The organism is Synechococcus sp. LTW-R, assembly GCF_014217875.1.
GTDB lineage: Bacteria > Cyanobacteriota > Cyanobacteriia > PCC-6307 > Cyanobiaceae > Vulcanococcus.
Genome location: NZ_CP059060.1, coordinates 1,778,483 through 1,802,685, shown reverse-complemented (window position 1 = coordinate 1,802,685; position 24,203 = coordinate 1,778,483). Strand labels below are relative to the sequence as shown.

Sequence of the window (24,203 nt, the reverse complement as noted above, 5' to 3'; positions counted from 1 at the left end):
ACCAATTCCATGGCCATCAGCGTCAACGATGTTGTGGTGACCAACGGCAGTGGCGAGCAGCAACGCCTCGGCGACCTGAACGGTCAGGTGGTGCTGGCCGTGAACGTGGCCAGCCGTTGCGGTTTCACCCGCCAGTACGCCGGCCTGCAAGCCCTGCAAGAGGCCTACGGCAGCCAGGGTTTCAGCGTGATCGCCTTCCCATGCAATGACTTCGGCGCCCAGGAGCCCAGCAGCCTCGAGGAGATCAAGCAGTTCTGCTCAACCACCTACGGCGTGACCTTCCCCGTCTACGCCAAGGTCGCCATCGGCGATGCCCCCTTCAGCACCCTGACCCAGGCCGAGCCGGCCGGTGCTGTGGCCTGGAACTTCGAGAAGTTCCTCATCGGCAAGGACGGCACTGTGCTCAAGCGCTTCAAGAGCAATGTGGAGCCCGACTCCGCTGAGCTCAAGGGCGCCATCGAGGCAGCTCTGGCCTAGGCGTCAAAGACGTGGCGGCTGAGCTGATAACCAGCCGCCGCGCTCGCCACTCCCAAGATCAGGCTGACAACAATCATCAGCAGACCCAACACGGGCTGGCCAGCGTTGATGAGCTTGACGACGTCCAGCATCCAGCTGCTGAAGGTGGTCAGACAGCCGCAAAAACCAATCCCCAATAGCAAGAGGAGGCTTGGCCGACGCGGAATCGGTCCGGCCAGTAATCCCAGGATCAGGGACCCGATCACGTTCACCAACAGGTTGGAGATCGCAGCCCCGCCCAGCAGCGGACCGAGATGGATCCCGCTCTGCCAGCGCAACCAGGCACCAGGCACCGCCCCGCAGGCGACCAAGCCGAGCTCCTTCAGGGCAAAACGCAGGTTCCGATCAGCCAACGGTGGCCATCCCCGCTAGTACGGCAACAACTCCCACTAAGACAGAGCCAACGGCCAACAGCGCTGTCTCACGGAAGAGGCCAGACCGCAAGGTCTGCAGCAATTCAACGCTGAAGGTCGAAAACGTGCTGAGGCTCCCCAAGAAGCCGGTGCCAAGCAGCAAACCCAACCGCTGGTCAGGCCCGCAGTGATTGGCCAGGGCCGCGACCAAGCCCAGGGCAAAACAGGCGATGACATTCACCATGAAGGTGCCCCAGTGCTTGCGAGGCAGCATCGGCTCCAGGTGATTCACCACCCGAAAACGCAACCAAGCCCCTGGCACAGCGCCAATCGCTAGCAGAAGGGCATCACGCATCGGCGTTAAGCAGCCACCATCCAGCCCCGGCGGGAGGCCACTTTCACCTGGAGCCAGCGCTCACCGCGCTGGTTACTCCAGCTGCGCAGAACCTCAATCGAAGAATCCACAGGCACCTGGGCAAGCACGGGAGCCTGGCGCTCCGGAGCTGCTTGCAGACAGCCTCTGGAAGTACTCAGCAGGGGCTCGCTGGAGCAACGCCGGCGAACCTCCGCCTGACGACGCTCCGCACCACCCGCCGGAAGGCCAATGGGTGCAAATAACGCGAAGGCCAAGAGAGCGCCCCAGCGCAAGCTGGCGTACGGCTGGGCCGGCATCAGATATCGAGCTGAGCCAGATCCAGTTCCGCGCTGTGGGTCTCGATGAACTCGCGGCGGGGAGCCACCTTGTCGCCCATCAGGATCGTGAAAATGCGATCGGCCTCCGCAGCGTCTTCAATCTCCACGCGCTTCATCATTCGCGTCGTTGGATCCATCGTGGTTTCCCACAACTGGGCGGGCATCATCTCGCCCAAGCCCTTAAAGCGCTGGATCGTGTAGTTCGCCTTCTCTCCGAACCCTTTAACGGTGGTCGTGAGGTCGTTTTCGTTGTAGCAATAGGTGTGGTTTTTACCGCGCTCCACTTTGTAGAGGGGAGGGCAGGCGATGTAGATGTAGCCGCCCTCAAGAAGAGCCTTTTGATAGCGATAGAAGAAGGTGAGCAGCAACGTCCGAATGTGGGCTCCGTCCACGTCTGCGTCGGTCATGATGACGATGCGGTGGTAGCGCAGGTTTTTCTCGTCAAACTCTTCGCCTTTGATCCCCAAACCAAGGGCTGTAATCAGCGCCTGAATCTCGGTGTTCTTGTAGATCTTGGCGTCGTCAGTCTTTTCAATATTGAGAATCTTGCCCCGCAGAGGAAGGATGGCCTGAAAACGACGATCTCGCCCTTGCTTGGCTGAGCCACCTGCGGAATCACCCTCCACGATGTAAATCTCGGATTCACCGGGGTCCCGGGAGGAGCAGTCGGCCAGCTTGCCCGGCAGCGTTGAGCTTTCGAGGACGCTCTTGCGACGCACCAATTCACGGGCCCGGCGGGCCGCCTCTGCGGCATTGAAGGCCTGAATCGCTTTCTCAAGGATCAGGTCAATCACGGACGGATTGAACTCGAGGTATTCGCCGAGGGCTTCACCGACGAGCGAATCAACGATGCCGCGCACCTCGGTGTTCCCGAGCTTCGTCTTGGTCTGACCCTCAAATTCAGGCTCGGGAACCTTGACCGAGAGAACCGCCGTGAGGCCCTCACGGATGTTTTCACCCGCGAGGTTGGAGTCAGACTCTTTGCGCTTGCCGCGCTTTTTGGCGAAGTTATTGAGGGTCCGGGTCAGAACAGTCTTCAGGCCCTCAATGTGGGTACCACCATCCACCGTACGGATGTTGTTCGCGAAACCAAAGATGTTGTCGGAGTAGGCATCAACGCACCACTGCAGTGCGGCTTCAATCTGAACCCCATCTTTCTCGGAGTTCACATAAATGATATCGGGATGTAGAGCATCCTTCTCCGCATTCATGTAGGCGACGTATTCCTTAATGCCGCCTTCGTAGTGATAAATCTCCTCATGAGCTTCACCCTCGGCATCGCGTGCCGCGGGGCGCTCGTCGCGGAAAACGATTTTGACCCCACCATTGAGGTAAGCAAGCTCCCTTAAACGAGCCGAGAGCGTGTTGTAGTCAAAGTCAATCCCGCCGGTGAAGATCTCTAGATCCGGCTTGAAGCGCACCGTGGTTCCAGTGCGGCTGGGATCGGCTCCCGGCTCAATGCCCAAGCTGCCAATCGGAGCACCCCGTTCAAAGCGCTGACGGTGCTCTTTGCCCTGGCGGTAAACAAGAACCTCAACCCACTCGGACAGGGCGTTGACCACGGAGACACCAACCCCGTGGAGACCACCCGAGACCTTGTAGCCGCCGGCTCCGAACTTGCCGCCGGCGTGGAGAACCGTCAGAACAGTCTCCAGGGCGCTTTTGCCGGTTTTGGGGTGGACATCCGTCGGGATGCCGCGGCCGTTGTCGCTGACGGAACAGCTGCCGTCCTCTTCAATCGCAACCCGGATCTCGTTGCAATGCCCAGCGAGGGCTTCGTCAACAGAGTTATCGACCACCTCATAGACCAGGTGGTGCAAGCCCCTCGGCCCGGTGGAGCCGATGTACATCCCAGGGCGCTTACGGACCGGCTCCAAGCCCTCCAAGACCTGGATCTGCTCGGCGCCGTAGGCAGCCTGAACTTTCGTGGCTTCGCTCATGGAATCCGGCAGGGGCTGAATCTCTCCCGCAGGAGGCTCAACAAGGGCAAAAAGCCGAGCAGAGACCAGCCTTTAGGGGTCAATCTACCACCGATGCAATAGAGGCGCTTGTAGGGGCCGCTGAGGGGCAATTTCGGCAAGGGGGGCACCCCTCGGTTTGCAGGTCACCCGGCAAAGTGCGGTGATGAGTCCATCCAGTCAGCCCCTCGTCATCGCCTTGCTGGGGCCAACGGCCAGCGGCAAAACCGCACTTGGCATTGAGATCGCCAAGGCCCTTGACCTCGCTGTGCTGTCCGTCGATTCCAGGCAGCTTTACAAGGACATGACGATCGGCACGGCCAAACCGACGGCCGAGCAACGGGCCGCCGTTCGCCATGAGCTGCTGGACCTGCGGGCTCCCGATCAACCCATCAATTTGCAGGAGTTCCGCCAGGAAGCCGACCGAGCTATCGCCGCGGAACACCAGAGGCGCGGGGTGGCCTTTCTCGTGGGCGGCAGCGGTCTCTACATCAAGGCCATCACCCAGGGGATGACGCCACCGGCGGTGCCGCCGCAACCACAACTACGGGGGGAGCTCGAGGCCCTGGGCCAGAACCAGTGCTACGCCCTGCTGCGCCAAGCGGATCCAAGCGCCGCTGAGCGGATCATGGCCAACGACGCCGTGCGAACCCAGCGCGCCCTGGAGGTGCTCTATGCCACGGGTCGTCCCCTCAGCCAGCAACAGGGCTCCAATCCACCGCCCTGGCGTGTCCTTGAGCTGGGGCTCAACCCGAGCAACCTCAAACAACGCATTGCCCAACGCAGCCATGCGCTGTACAGCGATGGCTTGGTGGCTGAAACGCAAACGCTCCAACAGCGCTACGGAGCGGACTGCCCACTGCTGGACACCATCGGCTACGCAGAAGCAGCCGCCCTGCTGCGGGGTCAGTTGAACGAGCAGCAGGCCATCGCGCAGACCACCAAACGCACCCAGCAATTCGCCAAGCGCCAGCGAACGTGGTTTCGCCGCCAGCATCAACCCCTTTGGCTGGATGCACCGGGCCAAGACGGCGATCCACTGGAACGGGCCTTGTCGGCGATCGAGCACGTCCTAGGGTGAACGGTGAACAGCAACTGTTTTTCCGTCCTCTCGCCCATCTGAATGCCACCCCGTCCTCGTTTTGACCGCCGTGCTCCTGTCCGGGAGCTCCCCAACATCAACGACCGCATCAATTACCCCCAGCTCCGGGTGGTCGATGCCGACGGCAGTCAGCTGGGAGTGATCTCAAGGGAAGAGGCACTCGACGTCGCCAAGGACCGCGAGCTGGACCTGGTGCTCGTGAGTGAAAAGGCTGACCCACCGGTCTGCCGGATCATGGACTACGGCAAGTTCAAGTTCGAACAGGAAAAGAAGGCCAAGGAAGCCAAGAAAAAGTCGCACCAGACCGAAGTCAAAGAGGTCAAGATGCGCTACAAGATCGACCAGCACGACTACGACGTGCGGCTCGGTCAGGCCTCTCGCTTCCTGAAAGCCGGCGACAAGGTCAAGTGCACCGTGATCTTCCGCGGCCGCGAAATCCAGCACACCGCCTTGGCTGAGCAGCTTCTTCGCCGCATGGCGAAGGACCTCGAGGAGAAAGCTGAAATTCAGCAGGATCCCAAGCGCGAGGGCCGGAACATGATCATGTTCCTGAGCCCCCGTAAAACCCCGCTGGCCAAGGAGAAAGAGGCCGAAGCCGCAGCCAGCAAAGCGGTGCGCACGATCGAGACGCCTCGCCAAGCCGCCGCGAAGGCCGAGGGCTAAAGCGCCTCAGCGAAGAGCTCCAGCATCAGGCTCCATCCCGAGGCCGCAGCCTCAGGGTGGAAGTCTGTCCTGGCCTCACACATGTATCCGTGACCGGCTCCAGTCGCCACAACCAGGCGATGGCGCGCCCAGCTGGAATCCGCTGTGTGCAGGGCTCGATCAATCGCTTGCACTTCTTCAGCGGGCATCAACGGATCTTGGTCGCCGCAGAAACACCAGAGTCGACCTGGGATCTGTGGAACAACCGACAGGGTCGCTGAGTCAGCTGACCCGGGCTTGAAGCAGGACACCCGGGCGCCATAGAAATCGCACGTGGCCTCAATCGCTGGGTTCGTCGCCGCCAGCATCGCCAGGTGGCCGCCAAAGCAGAAGCCCACGCACCCCAACCGCAGGGACGGATGGGCCTGCTGGAGCCAATCGACGGCAACTTGAACATCCGCGAAGAGCTGCGGAGCCGTCACCTGATCCCGATGCTTCCGGCCCGTGGCCAAGCCGGCTTCGTCGTAGCCCACCTCCAAATCAGGAGCCGTGCGCGAGAAGGTGCTCAGCGCTAAGGCTGCGTAACCCTCCTGAGCCAACCGTTCCGCCACGCTGCGCACCCAGCTGTTCACTCCAAACACCTCAGGCAGAACCAGAACAGCCCCGCGAGGCCGCTCTGGCTGCACCCACCAGGCCGGCATGGTGGTCGCTGTCACACCGGCTTCAGAGGGAACGGAGAGCTGAACCCAGTCGGCCTGGATGGTCATCGCGTTGGAGGAGTTGGGAACCGGCACACCGTTTTATGCCAACAACGCAATTGTCACCGGGAACAAAGATCCGTAAGGTGGCCCGAACAGCTTGTGCCACTCGGGCGTGCGGTTCCACATTCAGCAGGACAGCGATATCCCGGCCTCGAGCCAGCTGTACAACCAGATTTGCTTTGCGATTGCAGCACGGCACTTCCCGCCCGGCCATCGCCTACCCAGTACCCGCCAGCTGGCGATGCAGACCGGCCTGCATCGCAACACGATCAGCAAGGTCTACCGCCAACTGGAGAACGACGGCGTGGTGGAAGCCATGGCCGGTTCTGGCATCTACGTACGGGATCAACAAAACCCCCGGGAAATCAAGCCACCCCCGGGACCCCGCGGGCGGCACCTGCCTGACATCGACCGCGAGGTCCGCCAGAGCGTGGATGGCCTCCTCAACGCCGGCTGCACCCTGCAGCAGGCCCGCGAGCTCTTGACCCGCGAGATCGACTGGCGGCTGCGCTGCGGCGCCCGGGTGCTGGTCAGCACCCCGCGGGAGGACATCGGCGCCTCCATGCTGATCTCCGAGGAGCTCACCCCACACCTGGACGCCCCCGTCGAGGTGGTTCCGATGGAGGAACTGGAGGCGGTGCTCGAGAACTCCAGCAACGGCACTGTCGTCACCAGTCGCTACTTCCTGCAGCCCGTTGAGGAGATCGCCAAGCGCCACGGCGTGCGTGCCGTCCCCGTTGACCTCAATGACTTCCGCCACGAGCTCGACCTACTGAAGGACCTGCGCGCCGGCAGCTGCGTGGGACTCGTCAGCATCAGCCCAGGCATCTTGCGGGCCGCTGAAGTGATCCTCCACAGCATGCGCGGCAACGAACTGCTGCTGATGACCGCCACCCCGGATGTCAGCAGCCGACTGCTCGCCCTGCTACGGGCCTCCAGCCATGTGCTCTGCGATCGCCCCAGCCTGCCCTTGGTGGAGCAGAGCCTGCGCCAGAACCGCGCTCAGCTGATGCGCATGCCCCAGGTGCACTGCGCCCAGAGTTATCTCGGCACAGCAACGATCGATCAGCTCCGCAAGGAAATCGGCCTGCTCACCAGCTGATCGCCGCTTCTAGAGAAAAGACTTCAACGAGGGCTGTAATCACAGCCTTCTATTGATTCACAAGCGGATGAAGAGATTCGAACTCTCGACCCTCTCCTTGGCAAGGAGATGCTCTACCACTGAGCTACATCCGCAGTCGCCGCGGCTCAACCGCCGGCTTAGAGATCATGCATGACCGAGGGCCCCTCGGTCAAACTCTTGCTCAGCAAGATGGAACGATGCTGAACGCGCTGCGAGCCGACCTGGCGATCATCAAGGAACGGGACCCGGCAGCACGCGGCACGTTGGAAATGCTGTGCTGCTACCCGGGGCTACATGCCCTGACGTTGCACCGCCTCAGTCACCGCCTCTGGCGTGTTGCGCCGCTACCGGCCCGCCTGCTCAGCCAACTGGGACGCTGGCTCACCGGCATCGAAATTCACCCAGGAGCCCGGATCGGCCAAGGGGTGTTCATCGACCATGGCATGGGTGTCGTGATCGGCGAAACGGCCGTGGTGGGCAACAACTGCCTGCTCTACCAAGGCGTCACCCTCGGAGGAACGGGCAAAGCCCACGGGAAGCGTCACCCGACCCTCGCGGAGAACGTTGTCGTCGGTGCTGGAGCCAAGGTTCTCGGTGCCATTGAAGTGGGGGCCAACACCCGCATTGGCGCAGGCTCGGTCGTCCTGCGCGATGTCGCCCCGGACAGCACCGTGGTGGGCGTCCCCGGCCGCGTCGTTCACCAGAGCGGCGTTCGCGTGAACCCTCTTGCGCACTCCGCCCTGCCCGACGCGGAGGCTCGGGTGATCCGCAACCTGATGGAGCGCATTGACGCCCTTGAAACGGAACTCACCCGCGCGCAAGACTGCCTGCGGAACCTTGCCGCCGGTCAGCCCCTGGACGAGCCCTGCACAGCTGCCGCGGCGCAAAGCCTCAAGGACCGCGAAATCCTGGAGTTCCTGGGGGATAACCCAGGAACAACCAACTAATTAGGCGGAGGCCTCGGCGCCAGAGGGCGCTGGCTGGAACATGAACATCGAGTAGATGACGTTGCGGCGCATGCCCGTCATCATCTCGAGGAACATGTCGTAGCCCTCGTTCTTGTACTCAATCAGCGGGTCCTTCTGACCGATGGCCCGCAGGCCCACCGACTCGCGTAGGGCATCCATCGCCTGCAGATGTTCGCGCCAGAGGGTGTCAATCTGCTGGAGGATGAAGAAGCGCTCGGCCTCACGCATCAAGCCGGGCCGCTGCTGCTCCACCTGGCCTTCTTTGATGTCGTAGGCATTGCGGAGCTGCTCCTGCAGGAACGCCTTGAGCTCATCTACCGAAAGGCCGCTGAGTTGCTCAGGCTTGAGGTCTTCAAGCAAGTAGACGAACTCCTTGACCTTCGCCACCAGACGATCCAAATCCCACTCCTCGGGGGGGAGATCGGGATTCACATAGGCATCAACGATGTCCTGCATGGTGCGCTCGCCATAGCCCACGACCTGCGCCTTGAGCTCCCTGCCCTCCAACACACGACGGCGCTCGGCATACACGGCCTTGCGCTGGTTGTTCATCACCTCGTCGTATTCAAAGACCTGCTTACGAATGTCGTAGTAGTAGGTCTCGACCTTTTTCTGGGCCCCTTCCAGCGAGCGGGTGAGCATGCCGGATTCGATCGGCATGTCCTCCTCGACGCGGAAGGCATTCATCAGACCAGCGACGCGATCACCGCCAAAGATGCGCAGCAGGTTGTCTTCCAGGGACAGGAAGAAGCGGGTGCTACCGGGGTCCCCCTGGCGCCCCGCGCGGCCCCGCAGCTGGTTATCCACACGCCGGGATTCATGCCGTTCGGTGCCGATGACATGCAAACCACCGGCTTCACGGACAACCGCATCTTCAGACTTGGTCACGACCTCGAATTCGGTCCGAACCCGCTTGATCGCCTCCCGCAGCTGCAGGATTTGGGCGTCATCGGTTGGGGCCTTTTCGGCAGCCTGGGCAATCCGGTCTTCCAGCTCAAGGACGCTGAGCTGACGATCGCCCCACGCTTTGACGAGATCGTGGGCCAAGCCGGAGAGGGCCTGATCGGTGCCTTCGGTGAGGGTGCAGGGATAGAGGGTGCCAATCGCCTTCGCTTCCGAGGGCGCCTTGGCTGATTCAGCCGCCGCAGCCGCGCCAAAGCCAGGGGCCGCCTCGGGAGCACGCTGCAGGGGAACCGGCGGCTTATGGCCGTCTTCTGGACGCACCAAACGGGGCAACAGGACCTCGCGCAGCTTCAGGCGAGCCATGTAGTCGGAATTGCCGCCGAGGATGATGTCGGTGCCCCGGCCCGCCATGTTGGTGGCGATCGTGACGGCCCCAGTGCGACCGGCCTGGGCCACGATTTCAGCTTCGCGCTCAACGTTCTCCGGCTTGGCGTTCAGCAGGTTGTGTGGGATCTGCTGCTCGGCCAGCAGGGTGCTGAGGAGCTCAGACTTCTCGACACTGGTGGTGCCCACCAGGACCGGGCGGCCCTGCTTGTGGACCTCGGCGGTCTCCAGCGCCACCGCACGCCATTTGGCGGTTTCGTTCTTATAAACCTGGTCCGTCCAGTCCTGCCGTGCCCGGATGCGGTTGGTGGGAACGATCGTGACCTCAAGCTTGTAAGTCTTCTCGAATTCCACCTCCTCGGTCTTCGCAGTACCGGTCATGCCCGCCAAGCGGGGATAGAGCAGGAAGAAGTTCTGATAGGTGATCGACGCGAGGGTCTGGGTCTCCGGCTGAATCGGCAGACCTTCCTTGGCCTCAATCGCCTGGTGTTGTCCATCGCTCCAGCGACGACCAGGCATAACGCGGCCGGTGAACTCATCGACGATCACGGCGTCATCGCCGCGGACGATGTAGTTGACGTCCTTGACGAACATCTCCTTGGCCTTGAGGGCGTTGTTGATGTAGTGCGCCCAGGGGTCCTGGGGATCAAACAGATCCGCCACGCCAAGCAGTTGCTCCGCCTTGGCATAGCCCTCGTCGGTCAACGTGCAGCTGCGCTGTTTCTCATCGACCTCGTAATCCCCTTCAGGGTCGATGCCGTCCTTGCCCATCTCTGCAGCGCGCACCAACTGGGCCGCCACCTCTGAAGCCTTCTGGTACTTCTCCTGGGGACGCTCCACCTGGCCCGAGATGATCAAAGGGGTTCGGGCTTCATCGATCAGGATCGAATCCACCTCGTCGATGACGCAGTAGTGGAAATCTCGCTGCACCACCTCGGCGATGTCGTTCGCCATGTTGTCGCGCAGGTAGTCGAAACCCAGCTCTGAGTTCGTGGCGTAGGTGATGTCGCAGCCGTAGTTCAAGCGGCGGCTGGAGGGATCCATGTCCTGCTGGATCAAACCCACCGACAGCCCCAGGAAGCGATGGACCTGACCCATCCACTCGGCATCCCGGCGGGCCAGGTAATCGTTGACCGTGACCACATGAACGCCGCGGCCCGTGAGCGCGTTGAGATAGCTGGGCAGCGTGGAAACGAGGGTCTTGCCCTCGCCGGTTTTCATCTCGGCGATCTGGCCGTCGTGCAGGATCATCCCGCCCAGCAGCTGCACGTCGAAGTGGCGCATGCCGAGCACGCGTTTGCCGGCTTCGCGGACGACTGCAAAGGCCTGGGGCAGCAGCTCATCCAGCAGCTTTCGCTCGCGATCGAGGGTGGCCTCGCGGCTGAAGCCGCGCTTCAGGCAGTCGTCCTGCAGGCTGCTGAGCTTCTGACGGAATTCCGCCGTCAGACCGCGCAGGTCATCGTCCGAGAGGGGTGCGACCTCCTCCTCGAGCAGATTGATGTCGGAAACAATCGGCTGGTAGCGCTTCAGCTTGCGGGCATTGGGGTCACCCAGCAGCAGCTTGAGCATGGAGAGAGCCGATTTGAGCTCCGGGCAGCCTACTGAGAGTGACGGCCCTGCCCAGCGGAGAGCCCTTGGCGCTCACCCGTCCAGCCGGAGCGCTGCCGCATCGCCTGACACCAGCCCAGATGATCGAGGTACCAATCCACCGTGGCCGCCAACCCGGTATCAAAGGGGTGACGCGGGCTCCAGCCCAATTCCTGCTCAATGCGGCGGGGATCAATCGCGTAGCGGCGGTCATGGCCCGGACGATCCGTCACCGGGGTAATCAAGCGGGCGTGTGGAGCCCCCTGGGGCAAGCGTTGATCCAAGATGCTGCAGATGGCCTCAACCACTTGCTTGTTGGTGCGCTCGCCGTAGCCGCCCACGCAGTAGCTGCGGCCGGGCTCACCCCGAGTGGCCGCCAGCAAGAGCGCATCGACGTGATCCTCGACGTACAACCAGTCGCGCACATTGCCGCCGTCGCCGTACAGGGGAATCGGCTCCCCGGCCACCGCCTTGAGGATCACCACCGGGATCAACTTCTCAGGGAACTGCCAGGGACCGAAGTTGTTGGAGCAATTGGTCAGCACCACGGGCAAGCCATAGGTGTGGTGCCAAGCACTCACCAGGTGATCACTGGCCGCCTTGCTGGCGGAGTAGGGCGAACGGGGGTCATAGGGCGTGGTCTCTGAAAAACGACCCTGCTCACCCAGGGAACCGAAGACCTCATCGGTGCTGATGTGGTGTAAGCGAAAGCCCTGAGCCCGCTCCGCTGGCAGCTTCTCGTAGTGGGCCCGGGCTGCCTGGAGCAGGTTGAAGGTGCCGAGCACGTTGCTGCTGACAAACACGCCAGGACCATCAATCGATCGATCGACATGGCTCTCGGCAGCCAAGTGCATCACCAGATCGGGATCGGCTTGCCTCACCGCAGCGGCGGTGGCTTCAGCGTCGCTGAGGTCCACCTGCAGCAACTGGTGGCGCTGCGCGGCAGCCTCACCGAACTGCTCAATGCCCGTGAGGTCACTGGCGTAGCCGCACTTATCGAGATTGAAGACCTGGACGTTGGTCTCCGCCAACAGGCGCCGGACCACAGCCCCACCAATGAATCCGGCCCCACCGGTCACCAACACGCGTTGGATCGAGCTGGGAAGCGAAACCGTCATCAAGCGGAGGCGCAGGCTGGACTGGAGGCTATGCGCAGCAGCACCTCAGATAAAGCCGCTCGCCAATGCTGCGGCTCGAGGCCTAAAGCCTGGCGCGTCTCGCTGCAATCCAGGAGGGAATAGGCAGGACGCTGGGCCGGCGTGGGGTAGTCAGCGGTCCCAATGGGATTCACTTGGGCAGCGCGGGTGAGCACCCCGAGCTGCTGTCCGAGCTCAGCAATGGCCACGGCGAAGTCGTACCAACTGGCGGCACCGGCGTCGCTCCAGTGCAGGATCCGTGGAGCGCTCTGCTCGAGAACAAGCGAGCGCCAGCAGGCTTGGGCAAGCCCATGGGTGGACGTCGGACACCCCACCTGATCAGCCACCACACCCAACTGCTCCCGTTCAGCCAACAGGCGCAGCATCGTGAGGCAGAAGTTGCTCCCGTCCGGGCCATAGACCCAGCTGGTGCGCAGGACCCGTGTGCCGCCGTAGCCAAGAGCAGCGTCTTCACCAGCCGCCTTGGTGCTGCCGTAGACCCCGAGGGGATCGGCCACTTGCTCAGGGCGATAGGGGCAACCCTGCTGGCCGTTGAAGACAAAGTCGGTACTCAGCTGAAGCAGCCGGCCGCCGTGATCGGCCTGGGCTTCGGCCAGGGCGGCTGGGGCCAGGGCGTTCACGGCATGGGCCAACTCCGCTTCGGACTCAGCGCGGTCCACCGCTGTGTAGGCCCCGGCGTTGAGCACCCAGTCCGGTTGATGCTCTCGAACGAGGCGGCGGCAAGCATCCTGATCCGACAAATCCAACTCCTGGCGCCGGCACGGGAGCAGTTCGACTCCCTCAGGGCAGGCAGCGATCAAGGCTTGGCCCAGCTGACCCGCCGCACCGGTCAAGAGGACCTTCACTGGAAACCATCCCCTGCGGCGATCAGCGTCTGCCAGGTGGGAGCGGCCACGTCCTTGTCGGCCAACAGCGGCTCTGTGGCCTGTGGCCACGCAATGGCTAAATCGGAATCGCTCCAGAGCAGCGAGCGCTCACAGTCTCGGTCCCAGAATTCAGTGGTCTTGTAGAGGACCTCCGCCTGGGCACTCAGGGTCAAAAAACCATGGGCAAAACCGGCGGGCACCCAGAGCTGCTGGTGGTTTTCACTGCTCAAGCGGGCACTGGCCCACTGTCCAAACGTGGACGAGGACTGGCGGCAATCCACCACCACATCAAAGATTTCCCCCTGGATGCAACGCACCAACTTCCCCTGTGCATGGGGATCCTTTTGAAAGTGCAGACCGCGCAGAACCCCCTGGCTGGAGCGGGAATGGTTGTCCTGGACGAACGCAACGGGGGACTGTCCGTTCGCCTCAAGGGCGCTATTGAAGTTGCGTTGGTTCCAGCTCTCGTAGAAGAAGCCGCGGGCATCGCCAAAGACCCTGGGGGTGATCAGGAGAGGCCCTACAAGCTGGAATCCAGCCGCCGTGGCGAGAGGCTCAGCCTGCATCGCTGTACTCCAGAAGCTGCACTAGGTAGTCGCCGTAGCCGCTCTTGCGCAGAGGCTGGGCCAAGGCATCTAACTCATCGGCGCTGATCCAGCCCATGCGCCAGGCCACCTCCTCTGGGCAACCCACCTTCAGGCCCTGCCGATGCTCAAGGGTGCGGATGTAACTCCCGGCCTCGTGGAGCGAGTCACAGGTGCCGGTGTCCAACCAGGCCATGCCCCGGCCCATGAGCTCCACCTGCAACTGACCGTCCCTCAGGTACTGGCCATTAAGATCCGTGATCTCCAACTCACCCCGCGCTGAAGGCACCACCCGCTTCGCCCGCTCCACAACGGAGTCGTCATAGAAATAGAGGCCGGTCACCGCATAACGGGACTTGGGCTTGGCTGGTTTTTCCTCAATGCTGAGGACCTGGCCGTCGGTGGCAAATTCAACGACGCCGTAGCGCTCCGGGTCACGGACCGGATAAGCGAAGACCGTGGCGCCCTGGTGCGAAGCGTTCGTGCTGCGCAGCTGGAAGAGCAGGTCGTGGCCGTGGAAGAGGTTGTCCCCGAGCACAAGGGCCGCGGGAGCCCCCGCTAGAAACGCCTCACCAATCAAGAACGCCTGAGCCAAACCGTCGGGGCTCGGCTGCACCGCGTAGCTGATCTGCATACCCCAAGCCGATCCGTCCCCCAGCAACCGCTGGAACCCGGCTTGATCGTGGGGGGTGATGATCACCAAGACCTCACGAATCCCCGCCAGCATCAACGTGCTGAGGGGGTAATAGATCATCGGCTTGTCGTAGACGGGCAGCAGTTGTTTGCTCACCGCCTGGGTGATCGGATGCAGCCGCGTTCCCGAACCGCCGGCAAGAATGATGCCCTTGCGCTCCTGAGCCAAGGTTGTCCGCCCGCTGGGAGGATGTTGGCATGGAAGGGACCAGGCTGATCCTGCATGCCCCGGGTGCTCCAGGACTGCGCTGGCTCGGCATGGGGCCGGGTTGGAGACCCACCCGTGGCCTCTTCAAACTCCAGCGACTGTTCAACCAGCACGCCTGCTGGGCCGAGAACCGCTCGATTGAGGAGCTGCGGCGCATGCTCAAGGGCAGCGCTGCGGTCGCCAGCTTGTGGCGGGGCAAGCGCCTCGTGGGCTTTGGCCGCGCCACCAGCGATGGGATCTATCGGGCGGTGCTCTGGGATGTGGTCATCCCCGAGGACCTGCAGGGAAAGGGCCTGGGCCGGCAGCTCGTGGAAGCGCTCGCCAACTCCCGCCAACTCAAAGGGGTGGAGAGGGTCTATCTGATGACCACCAACAGCGCCGGCTTTTACCGGCAGCTGGGCTTTGAGGAGGTCGCCGGACAGCGGCTGATGCGTCGAGACAACTAGGCCTTGGGCAAAGCGGCCATCAGGCTGCCCATCTCGATGGCCTGCAGGCCATAGCTCCAACCCAGGTTGCTCTTGATGCCAGCGCGCTCCAGGGCCTGCTGCATCGTGTCGGTGGTGAGGACGCCAAAGATCACGGGCACGCCGGAATCACGGCTGACTGCCGCCACACCTTTGCTGACCTCAGAGACCACCACATCGAAGTGGGGGGTGTCACCACGGATCACCGCTCCCAAGGTGATCACGACTTGGTAGCGACCGGATTGCGCCAGGCGCTGAGCCACCAAGGGAATTTCAAAGCTGCCCGGAACCCAGGCGACGTCCAGCTGGGCGCTGCTATCAGAAACGTCAATGCCGTGCCGCGACAGGCAGTCGAGGCAGCCGCTCAGCAACTTTGCCGTCACCAAATCATTGAAACGGGCAACGACGACGGCGACCCGCAATCCGGACGCGCTGGAAAATTGCCCTTCGAAAACGGTCACGTCAGCTGAGCTCGCGGTCCGCTCAGCCTAAGCAGAGGCCTGATCAGGCCACAAAGAAGCTCATGCCCCAGTTGACCAGCACCAAGGCGACCCAAGCGATGCTGCCCAGAAGGATCAGGCGGTTGGAGCGACCACTGGTGTCATCGCTCGCGTAGAGAACGGGGACGGCCACGATCAGAGCGAAGGACATCACCACCAGGGCCAGGACTGAAAGGGTGTTGAGGATCGTCATGGAACTGGGGGTGGCGTCCTGTCAGTTGATGAATCCTCCCACGCTGGTTCCTGGTGCCAGCGAAGCCGTCTGGGGTTCCTTCACAAGTTGTGGCGCGCCTACGATCTGGCCGCGTTGAAGACAGCCTGCCTGTGGCCGACCAAACCGAGTTGGCGCTGCAGGGCTCGCTGTTCGGGCTTGAACCAGAGCCACCAGAGTCCAAGTCATCGACACAGCGCACAGAAGTCGCTTCAGAGCTGGATCAGGAGGCCCTGGAGCGGGATGCCCAGTCCAGGCCCCGTGCTCGCCGACGCAACACCACCACCCAAGAACCCGAAGACACCCAGGAGGAGGTCAGCAGCAACGACGACCTACCCCCCTGGCACCACCACAGCCTTGTGGACCGGGAGCAGCTCACACCGATGCTGCGCCACTACGTCGAACTGAAAGCGGAGCATCCCGAGCGGGTTCTGCTCTACAGGCTCGGTGACTTCTTCGAGTGCTTTTTCGAGGACGCGATTGCCCTCTCGCGACTGCTGGAATTGACCCTGACGGGAAAAGAAGGGGGCAAAGCGATCGGGCGGGTGCCAATGGCGGGCATTCCCCACCACGCGGCCGAGCGCTACTGCGCCGAACTGGTGGGCCGCGGCTTCAGCGTGGCCCTCTGCGACCAAGTGGAAGAGGCGGCTGAACGCAGCCAAAGCACTGGAAAGCCGGCCCTGCTGAAACGGGAGATCACCCGAGTGCTGACCCCAGGCACGGTGCTGGAGGAGGGGATGCTGAGCGCCCGCCGCAACAACTGGCTCTGTGCGGTGGTGTGCGAGCAAGAGCGTTGGGGCCTCGCCATCGCCGACGTGAGCACCGGCGAATTCCGGGTGACTGAGCGGGAGGGCAGCGACCAACTCCACCAGGAGCTGCTGCAGGTCGAGGCCGCTGAGGTGCTCTGGCCGAACCCCGAAAGCGGAAGCGAACGGCCGGCTTGGTGTCCAGCCCCCCTGCAACTGACGCCCCTAAGCCGCACGCCTTTTGCACTCAATGAGTCGAAAGCCGCTGTGCTGGAGCGCTTTGGACTGGCCAGCGTTGATGGCTTGGGGCTGGGCGAAACCCCCTTGGCCCTGCGGGCTGCTGGAGGGCTACTCCGCTACCTGAGCGACACCCAGCCAGGCTGCGAGATCCCCCTGGAGTTGCCCACCAGCTGGAGCGCTGGCGATCAGCTGGTGCTCGACGCAGCGACTCGGCGCAATCTCGAACTCACCAAGACCCAATTGGGGGGTGGACTGCAGGGGTCACTGCTATGGGCCCTGGACCGGACGATGACGGCCATGGGGGGCCGTTGCCTGCGGCGCTGGATCGAGGCTCCCCTGGTGGATCTCGCGCTGATCTGCTCGCGCCAAGACGCGATTGGGGAACTGGTAAGCGGCAGTCAGGCCCGCATCTTGCGCCTGGGGGTGCGCCGCCTGCTTAGGCCCATGGGGGATCTGGAGCGGCTCGCCGGACGGGCCGGCGCGGGAACCGCATCGGCCAGGGATCTCGTGGCCCTTGCCGATGGTCTGGAGCGACTCCCGGCCCTGGCTGGCCTGTTGGGCGAAGTTACCAGTGCTCCGCTGGTGGCCCTGGCGAGACCGTGGGACGAACTCGATGCGCTCGCCGCTGAACTGCGGCACCAGTTGCTGGAGACCCCACCGTTGACCCTGACGGAGGGAGGACTGATCCACGACGGCGTGGACCCACAACTCGATGGTCTGCGCAACCAGTTGGATGACCAGGACGCCTGGCTGGCTGAGCAGGAGCAGGCGGAACGGCGGAACAGCGGGATCAGCACCCTGAAACTCCAGTACCACCGCACCTTTGGCTACTTCCTCGCCGTGAGTAAGTCCAAAGCCAAGGACGTGCCAGACCACTGGATTCGACGGCAGACCCTGGCGAACGAGGAGCGCTTCGTTACTCCAGAACTCAAGAACCGCGAAGGTCGGATCTTCCAGCTGAAAGCCCGGGCAGCACAGCGGGAATACGAGCTGTTCTGCCAGCTCCGTCAGCAGGTGGGCGAGCAGGCCGGTCCCATTCGCTTCGCCGCACGGCTCGTCGCTGAACTCGATGGCTTGGCCTCACTGGCGGAGGTGGCCGCCACCTGCGGCTACTGCAAACCGGAACTGGTTGCTGGCAGTCGCTGCCTCGAGATCCAAGGGGGACGCCACCCCGTGGTGGAGCAGCTGCTGGTGGACGAAGCCTTCACCCCCAATGACGTGGGCCTCGGCGAGGGCTGTGACCTGGTGGTGCTCACGGGGCCCAACGCCAGCGGCAAGAGCTGCTACTTGCGCCAGACCGGCCTCCTGCAGCTGATGGCTCAGATCGGCAGCTGGATCCCGGCTGACTCGGCGCAGCTGGGGATCGCCGATCGCATCTTTACCCGGGTCGGGGCGGGCGATGACCTGGCGGCGGGCCAATCCACCTTCATGGTCGAGATGGCCGAGACAGCCAACATCCTTCACCACGCCAGCAGCCAGTCCCTGGTGCTGCTCGATGAAATCGGGCGGGGGACAGCCACCTTCGATGGCCTGTCAATTGCCTGGGCTGTGGCGGAGTACCTCTCCGGCGACATCGGCGCCCGCAGCATCTTTGCGACCCACTACCACGAGCTCAACGAACTGGCCGAGCAACGGAGCAACGTCGAAAACGCCCAGGTGCTGGTGGAAGACACCGGCTCAACCCTGCGCTTCCTGCATCGGGTCGTGAACGGCGGCGCCAACCGGAGTTACGGCATCGAAGCCGCTCGGCTCGCCGGCGTGCCGGCCCCGGTGGTGCTGCGTGCCCGTCAGGTCTTGAGCCGGATTGAAGCCAACAGCCACGTCAGCGTTCAAGCCGACGCCGCCTGATCCAACCAAGCCCGGCGCAACAGCGCATTGACGGCAGCACCGACCAAGCCAGCACCACCGCGGCTGCCATCCAGTCGGATTTGAGGCAACGCACTGGCCGCGAGATGGGCCTTGCTCTCGGCGACACCGACAAAACCGACGGGCATCCCGATCACCAACGCAGGAGGCGCCACCTGGCTACTGCGGACCTGCTCGAGCAAGAGCTCCAGAGCCGTTGGCGCACTGCCAATCAAGACGATGGCTCCAGGGTGGGAACGCAAGGCGTCCTGCATGCCCAGCGCCGCTCGGGTCCCGCCCTGGGGGGCCTGCTCGGGAGCCCAATCCAAGACGCTGCGCACCACATTCCCGAAGGTCCGGCGGGCCATCGGAGCTACGGCCGCTGCCGCCATCGCAGTGTCCGTCAGGATCGGCACCTGGGCACTGAGGGCCCGCAGACCCCGCTCACAGGCCTCAGGGGAGAAGGACACCCCGGACACCAAGCTCAGATCACCGCTGCTGTGAATCAAACGCAGCAGCACATCCCGTTCGGGAACCGACAAGCCCTGCAAGGCCCCTTCAGGCAGGGCGTCTTCGATCAAGCGCAGGCTCTCGCTGAAGATCGGATGGTCGAATCCCATGGGGACAAGCATGCCCGGCTGACAGACTCTGTACAGACTGTGCAGAGCAATGGCGGAGGTTAGTGGGGTGGAGCGGTTTGGAGTGCAAGAGGCCCGTCAGCGCTTCCCTGAACTGCTGGTGCGCGCCTCAAAGGGTGAGCGGCTGGTGATCCAACGCCACCGCCAGGATCTGGCGGCCATCGTTCCCCTGGAGGACGCGGCGGGTGGCACCAGCAGCCAGGAGGCGATGGAGAACCTGCTGAGCCTCAAGGGCAGTGCCCAGAAGCGCAGCGCACCACAACGGTTGCCGGGGGGAGCCCCTGCAAAAACCCGCTTCCAAGCCAGACAGCTGGGACCCGGCAGCCGCATCGGACTCGACGGCAGTGCGCTTGTGGCCTTTTTGCAGGACGACCCACACACCAGCCGGGTGCTGGAGCCCGTCCTTCAAGGCATCGCCCAGGGGAGCTGGCAAGGGGTCATCAGCAGCATCAGCCTGATGACGGTCATGGACGCTGCCCTGAGCCAAGGGAATGAAGCCCTTTCCTTACGCTACAGCGCCGCCTTTGCCAACCCAAGACACTGGCTTCAGGTGCCGCTCGATGGGGACCTGGCTCTGGCCGCCAGCCGTCTCCAACAACAGGACCCGGAGCTGGACCTCAACCACGCCATCGAACTGGCAACAGCCATTCAGAACGAAGTGGCCGTCTTGGTCACAGCCGATCGAGATCTGGCGCAAACTGCACTGCACCCGGTGCTGCCATGCCGATCCATCTGATCTGGGGCGACGACGAAGCCGCGCGCAGCCGGGCCGTCGAAACGCTGGTTAACAGCCAGGTGGATCCCTCCTGGCAAAGCATCAACCTCAGCCGTCTGGACGGCAACGATGCAAACCAGGCCGTCCAAGCCTTGGAGGAAGCGCGAACGGCCCCCTTTGGCGCAGGGGATCGCGTGATCGTGTTGCAACGCAGCCCCTTCTGCAACCAGTGCCCTGCTGATCTGGCGGAGCAACTGGAGGCCACACTGAACCTGGTGGCGCAGCAATGCCATCTGGTCCTGGTCAACGCCGCCAAACCGGATGGGCGGCTCAAAACCACCAAAGTCCTGCAAAAACTGGTCAAAAGCGGCGAGGCCAAGGAGCGCAGCTTTCAACTGCCGGCGATCTGGGATGGATCCGGACAGGTGGACTTGGTGCAACGCACGGCCCAAGAGCTGGGACTCAAGCTTCAAGCCGACGCCGCCCAAGCCCTGAGCGTTGCCATCGGCAGCAATAGCGCCCGGCTGGCCAGCGAAATGGAGAAACTCTCCCTCTATGTCGGAGCCGGGCAGGCCATCACCGCTCAAGCGGTCGAAGCCCTGATTGGCAGCCAGGCCACCAATGCGCTGCAGGTGGGCGATGCGCTCCTGGCGGGTGCTTCCGCCCAAGCGGTAGCCCTGGTGGATGTCCTGCTGGCGGCCAATGAACCGGCCCTGCGGATCGTGGCCACCCTCTGCGGGCAGATCCGGGGTTGGCTCTGGGTGAGTTTGCTAGATCAGCAAGGTGAAAACGATGTCAACGCGATCGCCAAGGCCGCCGGGATCGGCAATCCCAAACGGATCTACGTGATGCGCAAACAAATCCGAGGCCACAAACCGGACCGCTTTCTCGCCTTGCTGCGTCAACTGCTGCAGGTGGAAGCCAGCCTCAAGCGGGGAGCCGATCCCGGTGATGCCTTCCGAGACGGGTTCCTACTGGCGCCATAGGACAATCGTCGATTCCGCGCTCGCGCCCACCCGTGGCCCTGCTGGTCCAGAAATTCGGCGGCACCTCCGTGGCCGATGTGGAGCGCATCCAGGCTGTGGCCAAGTACTGCGTCAGCCTGAGTCTGATCGCAATGAACGGAGACAGCGTGGGCGACGTGGTTGCAAAGCAATAAAGGCAACAAGGACCCAGATACAGGCAGCACCCCGCTGCTTTGAGCTGAAAAAGGATCACCCACATGTCGAAACCGCCACCTACTTGACGGGACTAATCGAGAAGCGAGCGGGCATAGCGACAAGTCAGTTCTAATGAAGAAACTCGAGTCGAGAAAGACCGATACAGGAGTCGCAGCATGCCGACTGTGACACGAGCATGCATCAGCCATAGAACAGTCATTCCATCCGAGGGGACCGGCTGTGGAGGCAAGCGACTAAGCCACCACATGAGCTTGTGCGCAAAGAGAATGAATTTCGCAATGGGCTAAGCCGCCCTAAAACCGTAACTGGACTAACTCAAAGGAGCCACCTACAAGAAAGTCTGACCATCGATCACATGAGTAATGTTGATGCTGCAATAACTTAAGCAGTGGAACTCCTCGCAGTATGCGAAAGCGTTAACTGATGCTGATTGCAAGATGAAATTGATCAGCACAAGTAATCATTGGCTAATATCAGAATAACAGCATTAGACATCAAAGAGGCGGTAATGAGAGTCGCAGAATTGATTGACAATCTGCCATGATTTGCTTAGCGGAGATCCAGGAATCTTGATATATTCCGCCTCAAAACTCTTGTAAAGACTTGGATTGATTAAAAGATCGATTTTAGAGAGACTCTGGATTTGAGTGGAGCTTAAGATTGGAGATCCCAGGGATTTCGCGAGGTAATCGATGTTGAAAGAATTCTCATAAAAGGTATTATAGTCGGGATTAAGATAATCGGATGTCTTCAAAAACAAAATCGGCTTTCGATGAAGAACTGCTAATTGAATCGAAGTAGAATCATGGCACATAACGAATTCACAGTTGTAGATCAAGTCGGAAGTAGAGCCGGACACAACCATGAACTCATACCCAAGTCGTAACGCTCTAAGATCAGAACGTGGATGCGCCGCAACGAACACTTCTAGACCAAAATGATTAGAGAGTGAACGTAGGGCTAGATTGACTTCATGATAGTAAGTTGAACTGTCTATTATTCGAATATTACTGGAGCGATGGCAGGAGATTTTGTGGTCATCACTCCCTACATGGTTTTGATCTAGAAATAACAGATATGGCCTTAGTGGTGTCTGTGGTGGGCTTTCAATTGTGCGCAGATAGATATCAAAGTCGTAGTTATGGGCATACACAATATTCTTAGAGTATTTTTCGATCGTAGTAGTTGAAATAGAACCAGACTTAAAGAAGGCATAGGGTGGAAAGGCAACATAGATGAGGCTGATCAGCTTATAAATAACGAATCGAGCAAAGTTTGCGGTTTTGGCTTTGGTCGTAGAGCTTGTGGCAATTCTTTTGTCGGGGAACTTTCCTGTTTCAATGACAATTTGCTTGCTAAAGCAAGCGACTGTAATGAGTAGTCCTATTTTGGTGAGGAATGGTTGACCAATTTGATAAGACGTGAGCGAGTAGTCAATCGTAAAATCTGGATTTGTGTGGCGTATTAGCCGAAATGCAGAAATAAAGTTTTTGGGGGACAGGATTTTGTATTTTTCTTTTGAGAGTTGTACATGCCGCCTTGACTGATACAGGCCTGGGTTTATTAGTCTAGAAAGATCGATTAAATAGACATCGTAACCAAGTTCTTGATACTCGCCAACGGCAAAGCGCTCAAAGTCTCTATAGCTGAAGGGTGACTCAACAATTATAAGAAGGCTTTTCATTGGTCTACTACATTTAATGTATTGTATCATTGTCTTGGATGATTCGTGTGGAGAGTACTACAAGGTGCTGGATAGAGTCGATACCCGGGCACGAGGGCGCTACTAGCTAGTTTATTGGAGACATCGAGTGTGCTTATTGCATTCAGTATGGATATTGATTAAGCAGATGTTTTAATACTCGGATATGGGGCTGAGCGTTTAGATTATTGAGTGATAAGACAGGGTTCTTTTAGATTGGGATTATCCAGAGGAGGTGGGATATATGTCATACAAGAAGTGCCGAGTATGCCTCCAAGGCGGTTAGCAAGTTAGGAATATATTTGGATATTTATTGATTTTATGTTTGATTTTTTATATGTGGCAAAAAAATCAGAGAACTAGAGATAGTCGACTTTTAAGCGCGTAACAAGTAATTAGATGAGTTGAGGGTGCTTCAGGAAGTTTTTTCTACGGCTCTACGAAGTTAGACGGCTGCAAGGTTTTTCAACCTAGAAGAGGTAGCAAGGTTGAAATATATGACGAAGACGGCATTGGATTATGAGTCATAGTTGTGGTAGTGAGCGCGCAAGAGATTAAAGGAGAACGTTAGGCCCCTGCGGTTCTCTGTTTACTGCATTGACGTTATTAAGAATAGCAAGTAGAGGAAAGAAAGGGCTAGGCAACTTTTGTTTGATGACTAAATAGATTCCTGGACAAGTTTCAGAAAGGCTACGTTAATAGCATTACTTATCTAGTGATGAAGGATATATTCGGTCAATTAAGGTAGCACTGTGTGGATATCAGAATGGGGAAGGTTTGATAGTTTTAAGTGGGATATGCTTAACCGTACAATCCGAGCACGTAAAAAGACGAGGATCAGTCATCCCTCATAGGTACCTTTTATTAGAATGCAATGCGGAAAAAGCCCTAGTGGTGATCGATCTATATCCGTTGACCGATCCGCTCCAAGGAACTCGCCTATTTGGTATATAGATTAACAATGCCGCCAGTCGTTTGCTGCTGATAACAGCATCCGGATCAGCTGGAGAAAGTTCTTGAGTCGTTCGTGGCTAGAGGCCTTGAGAACGCACCGAGAAGGTGAGGGCAGATGACCTAGGATTTGACGACGCAGCTCAGCCTGGAGAGCTCAATGACGCAAAAGTTACTAATCTGATGATATAATGGAGAAGTTGCTATTTGAATATGGAAAGCTTACTTGATAAGTCGAGGCGTTCACGCAAGTCTCTCGAAATAACTACTGTACTAGGTTGCAACGTTAAGTGTAGTTATTGCCCGCAAGATACGCTGATCGAAGCAGCAACGTCACGGTCAAAAAAGGTACTCAAGTTCGACAAGTTTAAGCAATATCTTGATAATGTTCCCTCGGATGTTGCAATTCACTGGACAGGTTACTCCGAACCCTGCCTTGTCAGGGATCTCGATCAAATGATTAGCTACTGTCATGATAGAGGTCACAGTCAGTTGATCTCAACTACTCTGAG

24 protein-coding genes and 1 tRNA gene are annotated in these 24,203 nt (G+C 60.5%); 10 read left to right on the top strand and 15 right to left on the bottom strand.

Annotated elements, in window-relative coordinates; all coding sequences use genetic code 11:
- The first annotated feature begins 9 nt into the window (after positions 1–9).
- A complete protein-coding gene (locus H0O22_RS10045; protein ID WP_185186526.1) occupies positions 10–477 on the top strand; it encodes a glutathione peroxidase in 468 nt (155 codons plus the stop codon).
- On the opposite strand, the gene H0O22_RS10040 is transcribed toward H0O22_RS10045, so the two are convergent.
- The 4 genes from H0O22_RS10040 to gyrB are packed head-to-tail and all read right to left on the bottom strand — an operon-like array spanning position 474 to position 3,502.
- Positions 474–869, bottom strand: coding sequence for a CrcB family protein (locus H0O22_RS10040; protein ID WP_185186525.1), 396 nt, complete (start codon positions 867–869; stop codon positions 474–476). The two genes, H0O22_RS10045 and H0O22_RS10040, sit on opposite strands and share 4 nt — an antisense overlap.
- Entirely contained in the window at positions 862–1,224 is a 363-nt protein-coding gene (crcB, locus tag H0O22_RS10035) for a fluoride efflux transporter CrcB (protein ID WP_185186524.1), read from the bottom strand. The genes H0O22_RS10040 and crcB overlap by 8 nt, the downstream gene beginning before the upstream one ends.
- Before the next feature lie 5 nt (positions 1,225–1,229).
- Entirely contained in the window at positions 1,230–1,541 is a 312-nt protein-coding gene (locus tag H0O22_RS10030) for an SH3 domain-containing protein (protein WP_185186523.1), read from the bottom strand.
- The gene (gene gyrB, locus H0O22_RS10025) at positions 1,541–3,502 is read right to left on the bottom strand and encodes a DNA topoisomerase (ATP-hydrolyzing) subunit B (protein ID WP_185186522.1); all 1,962 of its coding nucleotides are present in this window, start codon (positions 3,500–3,502) and stop codon (positions 1,541–1,543) included. The genes H0O22_RS10030 and gyrB overlap by 1 nt, the downstream gene beginning before the upstream one ends.
- Positions 3,503–3,686: 184 nt before the next feature.
- On the opposite strand from gyrB, the gene miaA reads away from it, so the two are divergent.
- A complete protein-coding gene (gene miaA, locus H0O22_RS10020; protein ID WP_185186521.1) occupies positions 3,687–4,601 on the top strand; it encodes a tRNA (adenosine(37)-N6)-dimethylallyltransferase MiaA in 915 nt (304 codons plus the stop codon).
- Positions 4,602–4,643: 42 nt separating this feature from the next.
- Positions 4,644–5,285, top strand: coding sequence for a translation initiation factor IF-3 (gene infC / locus H0O22_RS10015; protein WP_185186520.1), 642 nt, complete (start codon positions 4,644–4,646; stop codon positions 5,283–5,285).
- Here the strand turns inward: infC and H0O22_RS10010 are convergent.
- Entirely contained in the window at positions 5,282–6,058 is a 777-nt protein-coding gene (locus tag H0O22_RS10010; RefSeq protein WP_255439278.1) for a dienelactone hydrolase family protein, read from the bottom strand. The two genes, infC and H0O22_RS10010, sit on opposite strands and share 4 nt — an antisense overlap.
- 79 nt (positions 6,059–6,137) lie before the next feature.
- On the opposite strand from H0O22_RS10010, the gene H0O22_RS10005 reads away from it, so the two are divergent.
- Positions 6,138–7,127, top strand: a complete 990-nt coding sequence (locus H0O22_RS10005; RefSeq protein WP_185186519.1) for a GntR family transcriptional regulator — start codon at positions 6,138–6,140, stop codon at positions 7,125–7,127.
- 62 nt (positions 7,128–7,189) lie between these two features.
- Here the strand turns inward: H0O22_RS10005 and H0O22_RS10000 are convergent.
- Positions 7,190–7,261, bottom strand: a tRNA-Gly gene (locus tag H0O22_RS10000).
- A gap of 84 nt (positions 7,262–7,345) precedes the next feature.
- Between H0O22_RS10000 and cysE the strand changes: the two genes are divergently transcribed.
- On the top strand, positions 7,346–8,095 hold the full coding sequence (gene cysE / locus H0O22_RS09995; protein WP_255439276.1) for a serine O-acetyltransferase: 750 nt from the start codon (positions 7,346–7,348) through the stop codon (positions 8,093–8,095).
- Here cysE and secA read toward each other — a convergent pair whose 3' ends face one another.
- Genes secA through rfbA form a run of 5 tightly spaced genes read right to left on the bottom strand, consistent with a single transcriptional unit; the run spans position 8,096 to position 14,459 of the window.
- On the bottom strand, positions 8,096–10,972 hold the full coding sequence (gene secA / locus H0O22_RS09990; protein WP_185186517.1) for a preprotein translocase subunit SecA: 2,877 nt from the start codon (positions 10,970–10,972) through the stop codon (positions 8,096–8,098).
- A 29-nt stretch (positions 10,973–11,001) separates the two neighbouring features.
- A complete protein-coding gene (rfbB, locus tag H0O22_RS09985; RefSeq protein WP_185186516.1) occupies positions 11,002–12,108 on the bottom strand; it encodes a dTDP-glucose 4,6-dehydratase in 1,107 nt (368 codons plus the stop codon).
- Positions 12,108–12,992 (bottom strand): dTDP-4-dehydrorhamnose reductase, encoded by an 885-nt coding sequence (rfbD, locus tag H0O22_RS09980; protein ID WP_185186515.1) that lies wholly within the window; start codon positions 12,990–12,992, stop codon positions 12,108–12,110. The genes rfbB and rfbD overlap by 1 nt, the downstream gene beginning before the upstream one ends.
- Positions 12,989–13,579 (bottom strand): dTDP-4-dehydrorhamnose 3,5-epimerase, encoded by a 591-nt coding sequence (gene rfbC / locus H0O22_RS09975; protein ID WP_185186514.1) that lies wholly within the window; start codon positions 13,577–13,579, stop codon positions 12,989–12,991. Before rfbC ends, rfbD begins: the two co-directional genes overlap by 4 nt.
- Positions 13,569–14,459: a glucose-1-phosphate thymidylyltransferase RfbA gene (gene rfbA / locus H0O22_RS09970; protein WP_185186513.1), complete on the bottom strand. Its 891-nt coding sequence runs from the start codon at positions 14,457–14,459 to the stop codon at positions 13,569–13,571. The genes rfbC and rfbA overlap by 11 nt, the downstream gene beginning before the upstream one ends.
- A 29-nt stretch (positions 14,460–14,488) precedes the next feature.
- On the opposite strand from rfbA, the gene H0O22_RS09965 reads away from it, so the two are divergent.
- The gene (locus H0O22_RS09965; RefSeq protein WP_185186512.1) at positions 14,489–14,944 is read left to right on the top strand and encodes a GNAT family N-acetyltransferase; all 456 of its coding nucleotides are present in this window, start codon (positions 14,489–14,491) and stop codon (positions 14,942–14,944) included.
- On the opposite strand, the gene ribH is transcribed toward H0O22_RS09965, so the two are convergent.
- Positions 14,941–15,423 (bottom strand): 6,7-dimethyl-8-ribityllumazine synthase, encoded by a 483-nt coding sequence (gene ribH / locus H0O22_RS09960; RefSeq protein WP_185186511.1) that lies wholly within the window; start codon positions 15,421–15,423, stop codon positions 14,941–14,943. The genes H0O22_RS09965 and ribH overlap by 4 nt on opposite strands.
- A 43-nt stretch (positions 15,424–15,466) precedes the next feature.
- Positions 15,467–15,655 (bottom strand): photosystem II reaction center protein PsbZ, encoded by a 189-nt coding sequence (gene psbZ / locus H0O22_RS09955; RefSeq protein ID WP_010314175.1) that lies wholly within the window; start codon positions 15,653–15,655, stop codon positions 15,467–15,469.
- Positions 15,656–15,780: 125 nt separating this feature from the next.
- Between psbZ and mutS the strand changes: the two genes are divergently transcribed.
- On the top strand, positions 15,781–18,507 hold the full coding sequence (mutS, locus tag H0O22_RS09950) for a DNA mismatch repair protein MutS (RefSeq protein ID WP_370521519.1): 2,727 nt from the start codon (positions 15,781–15,783) through the stop codon (positions 18,505–18,507).
- On the opposite strand, the gene H0O22_RS09945 is transcribed toward mutS, so the two are convergent.
- Complete coding sequence (locus H0O22_RS09945) at positions 18,489–19,124, bottom strand: precorrin-8X methylmutase (protein ID WP_255439274.1); 636 nt, start codon at positions 19,122–19,124, stop codon at positions 18,489–18,491. The two genes, mutS and H0O22_RS09945, sit on opposite strands and share 19 nt — an antisense overlap.
- Before the next feature lie 67 nt (positions 19,125–19,191).
- Between H0O22_RS09945 and H0O22_RS09940 the strand changes: the two genes are divergently transcribed.
- The 3 genes from H0O22_RS09940 to H0O22_RS09930 are packed head-to-tail and all read left to right on the top strand — an operon-like array spanning position 19,192 to position 21,016.
- Positions 19,192–19,878 (top strand): PIN domain-containing protein, encoded by a 687-nt coding sequence (locus H0O22_RS09940; protein WP_255439273.1) that lies wholly within the window; start codon positions 19,192–19,194, stop codon positions 19,876–19,878.
- On the top strand, positions 19,863–20,843 hold the full coding sequence (gene holA, locus H0O22_RS09935; RefSeq protein ID WP_185186507.1) for a DNA polymerase III subunit delta: 981 nt from the start codon (positions 19,863–19,865) through the stop codon (positions 20,841–20,843). Before H0O22_RS09940 ends, holA begins: the two co-directional genes overlap by 16 nt.
- A 32-nt stretch (positions 20,844–20,875) precedes the next feature.
- Positions 20,876–21,016, top strand: a complete 141-nt coding sequence (locus H0O22_RS09930; protein WP_185188458.1) for a hypothetical protein — start codon at positions 20,876–20,878, stop codon at positions 21,014–21,016.
- Positions 21,017–21,525: 509 nt separating this feature from the next.
- On the opposite strand, the gene H0O22_RS09925 is transcribed toward H0O22_RS09930, so the two are convergent.
- Positions 21,526–22,722 (bottom strand): hypothetical protein, encoded by a 1,197-nt coding sequence (locus tag H0O22_RS09925; protein ID WP_185186506.1) that lies wholly within the window; start codon positions 22,720–22,722, stop codon positions 21,526–21,528.
- Positions 22,723–24,203 lie beyond the last annotated feature (1,481 nt).

Excerpts from the sequence above, each read along its gene's own strand:
- rfbB (WP_185186516.1), bottom strand. The coding sequence starts at position 12,108 with ATGACGGTTTCGCTTCCCAGCTCGATCCAACGCGTGTTGGTGACCGGT.
- psbZ (WP_010314175.1), bottom strand. The coding sequence starts at position 15,655 with ATGACGATCCTCAACACCCTTTCAGTCCTGGCCCTGGTGGTGATGTCC.
- H0O22_RS10030 (WP_185186523.1), bottom strand. The coding sequence starts at position 1,541 with ATGCCGGCCCAGCCGTACGCCAGCTTGCGCTGGGGCGCTCTCTTGGCC.
- holA (WP_185186507.1), top strand. The coding sequence starts at position 19,863 with ATGCCGATCCATCTGATCTGGGGCGACGACGAAGCCGCGCGCAGCCGG.
- rfbC (WP_185186514.1), bottom strand. The coding sequence starts at position 13,579 with ATGCAGGCTGAGCCTCTCGCCACGGCGGCTGGATTCCAGCTTGTAGGG.
- H0O22_RS09945 (WP_255439274.1), bottom strand. The coding sequence starts at position 19,124 with ATGGGATTCGACCATCCGATCTTCAGCGAGAGCCTGCGCTTGATCGAA.
- infC (WP_185186520.1), top strand. The coding sequence starts at position 4,644 with ATGCCACCCCGTCCTCGTTTTGACCGCCGTGCTCCTGTCCGGGAGCTC.
- gyrB (WP_185186522.1), bottom strand. The coding sequence starts at position 3,502 with ATGAGCGAAGCCACGAAAGTTCAGGCTGCCTACGGCGCCGAGCAGATC.
- H0O22_RS09925 (WP_185186506.1), bottom strand. The coding sequence starts at position 22,722 with ATGAAAAGCCTTCTTATAATTGTTGAGTCACCCTTCAGCTATAGAGAC.
- cysE (WP_255439276.1), top strand. The coding sequence starts at position 7,346 with ATGCTGAACGCGCTGCGAGCCGACCTGGCGATCATCAAGGAACGGGAC.
- miaA (WP_185186521.1), top strand. The coding sequence starts at position 3,687 with ATGAGTCCATCCAGTCAGCCCCTCGTCATCGCCTTGCTGGGGCCAACG.
- H0O22_RS10045 (WP_185186526.1), top strand. The coding sequence starts at position 10 with ATGGCCATCAGCGTCAACGATGTTGTGGTGACCAACGGCAGTGGCGAG.
- crcB (WP_185186524.1), bottom strand. The coding sequence starts at position 1,224 with ATGCGTGATGCCCTTCTGCTAGCGATTGGCGCTGTGCCAGGGGCTTGG.
- secA (WP_185186517.1), bottom strand. The coding sequence starts at position 10,972 with ATGCTCAAGCTGCTGCTGGGTGACCCCAATGCCCGCAAGCTGAAGCGC.
- H0O22_RS09965 (WP_185186512.1), top strand. The coding sequence starts at position 14,489 with ATGGAAGGGACCAGGCTGATCCTGCATGCCCCGGGTGCTCCAGGACTG.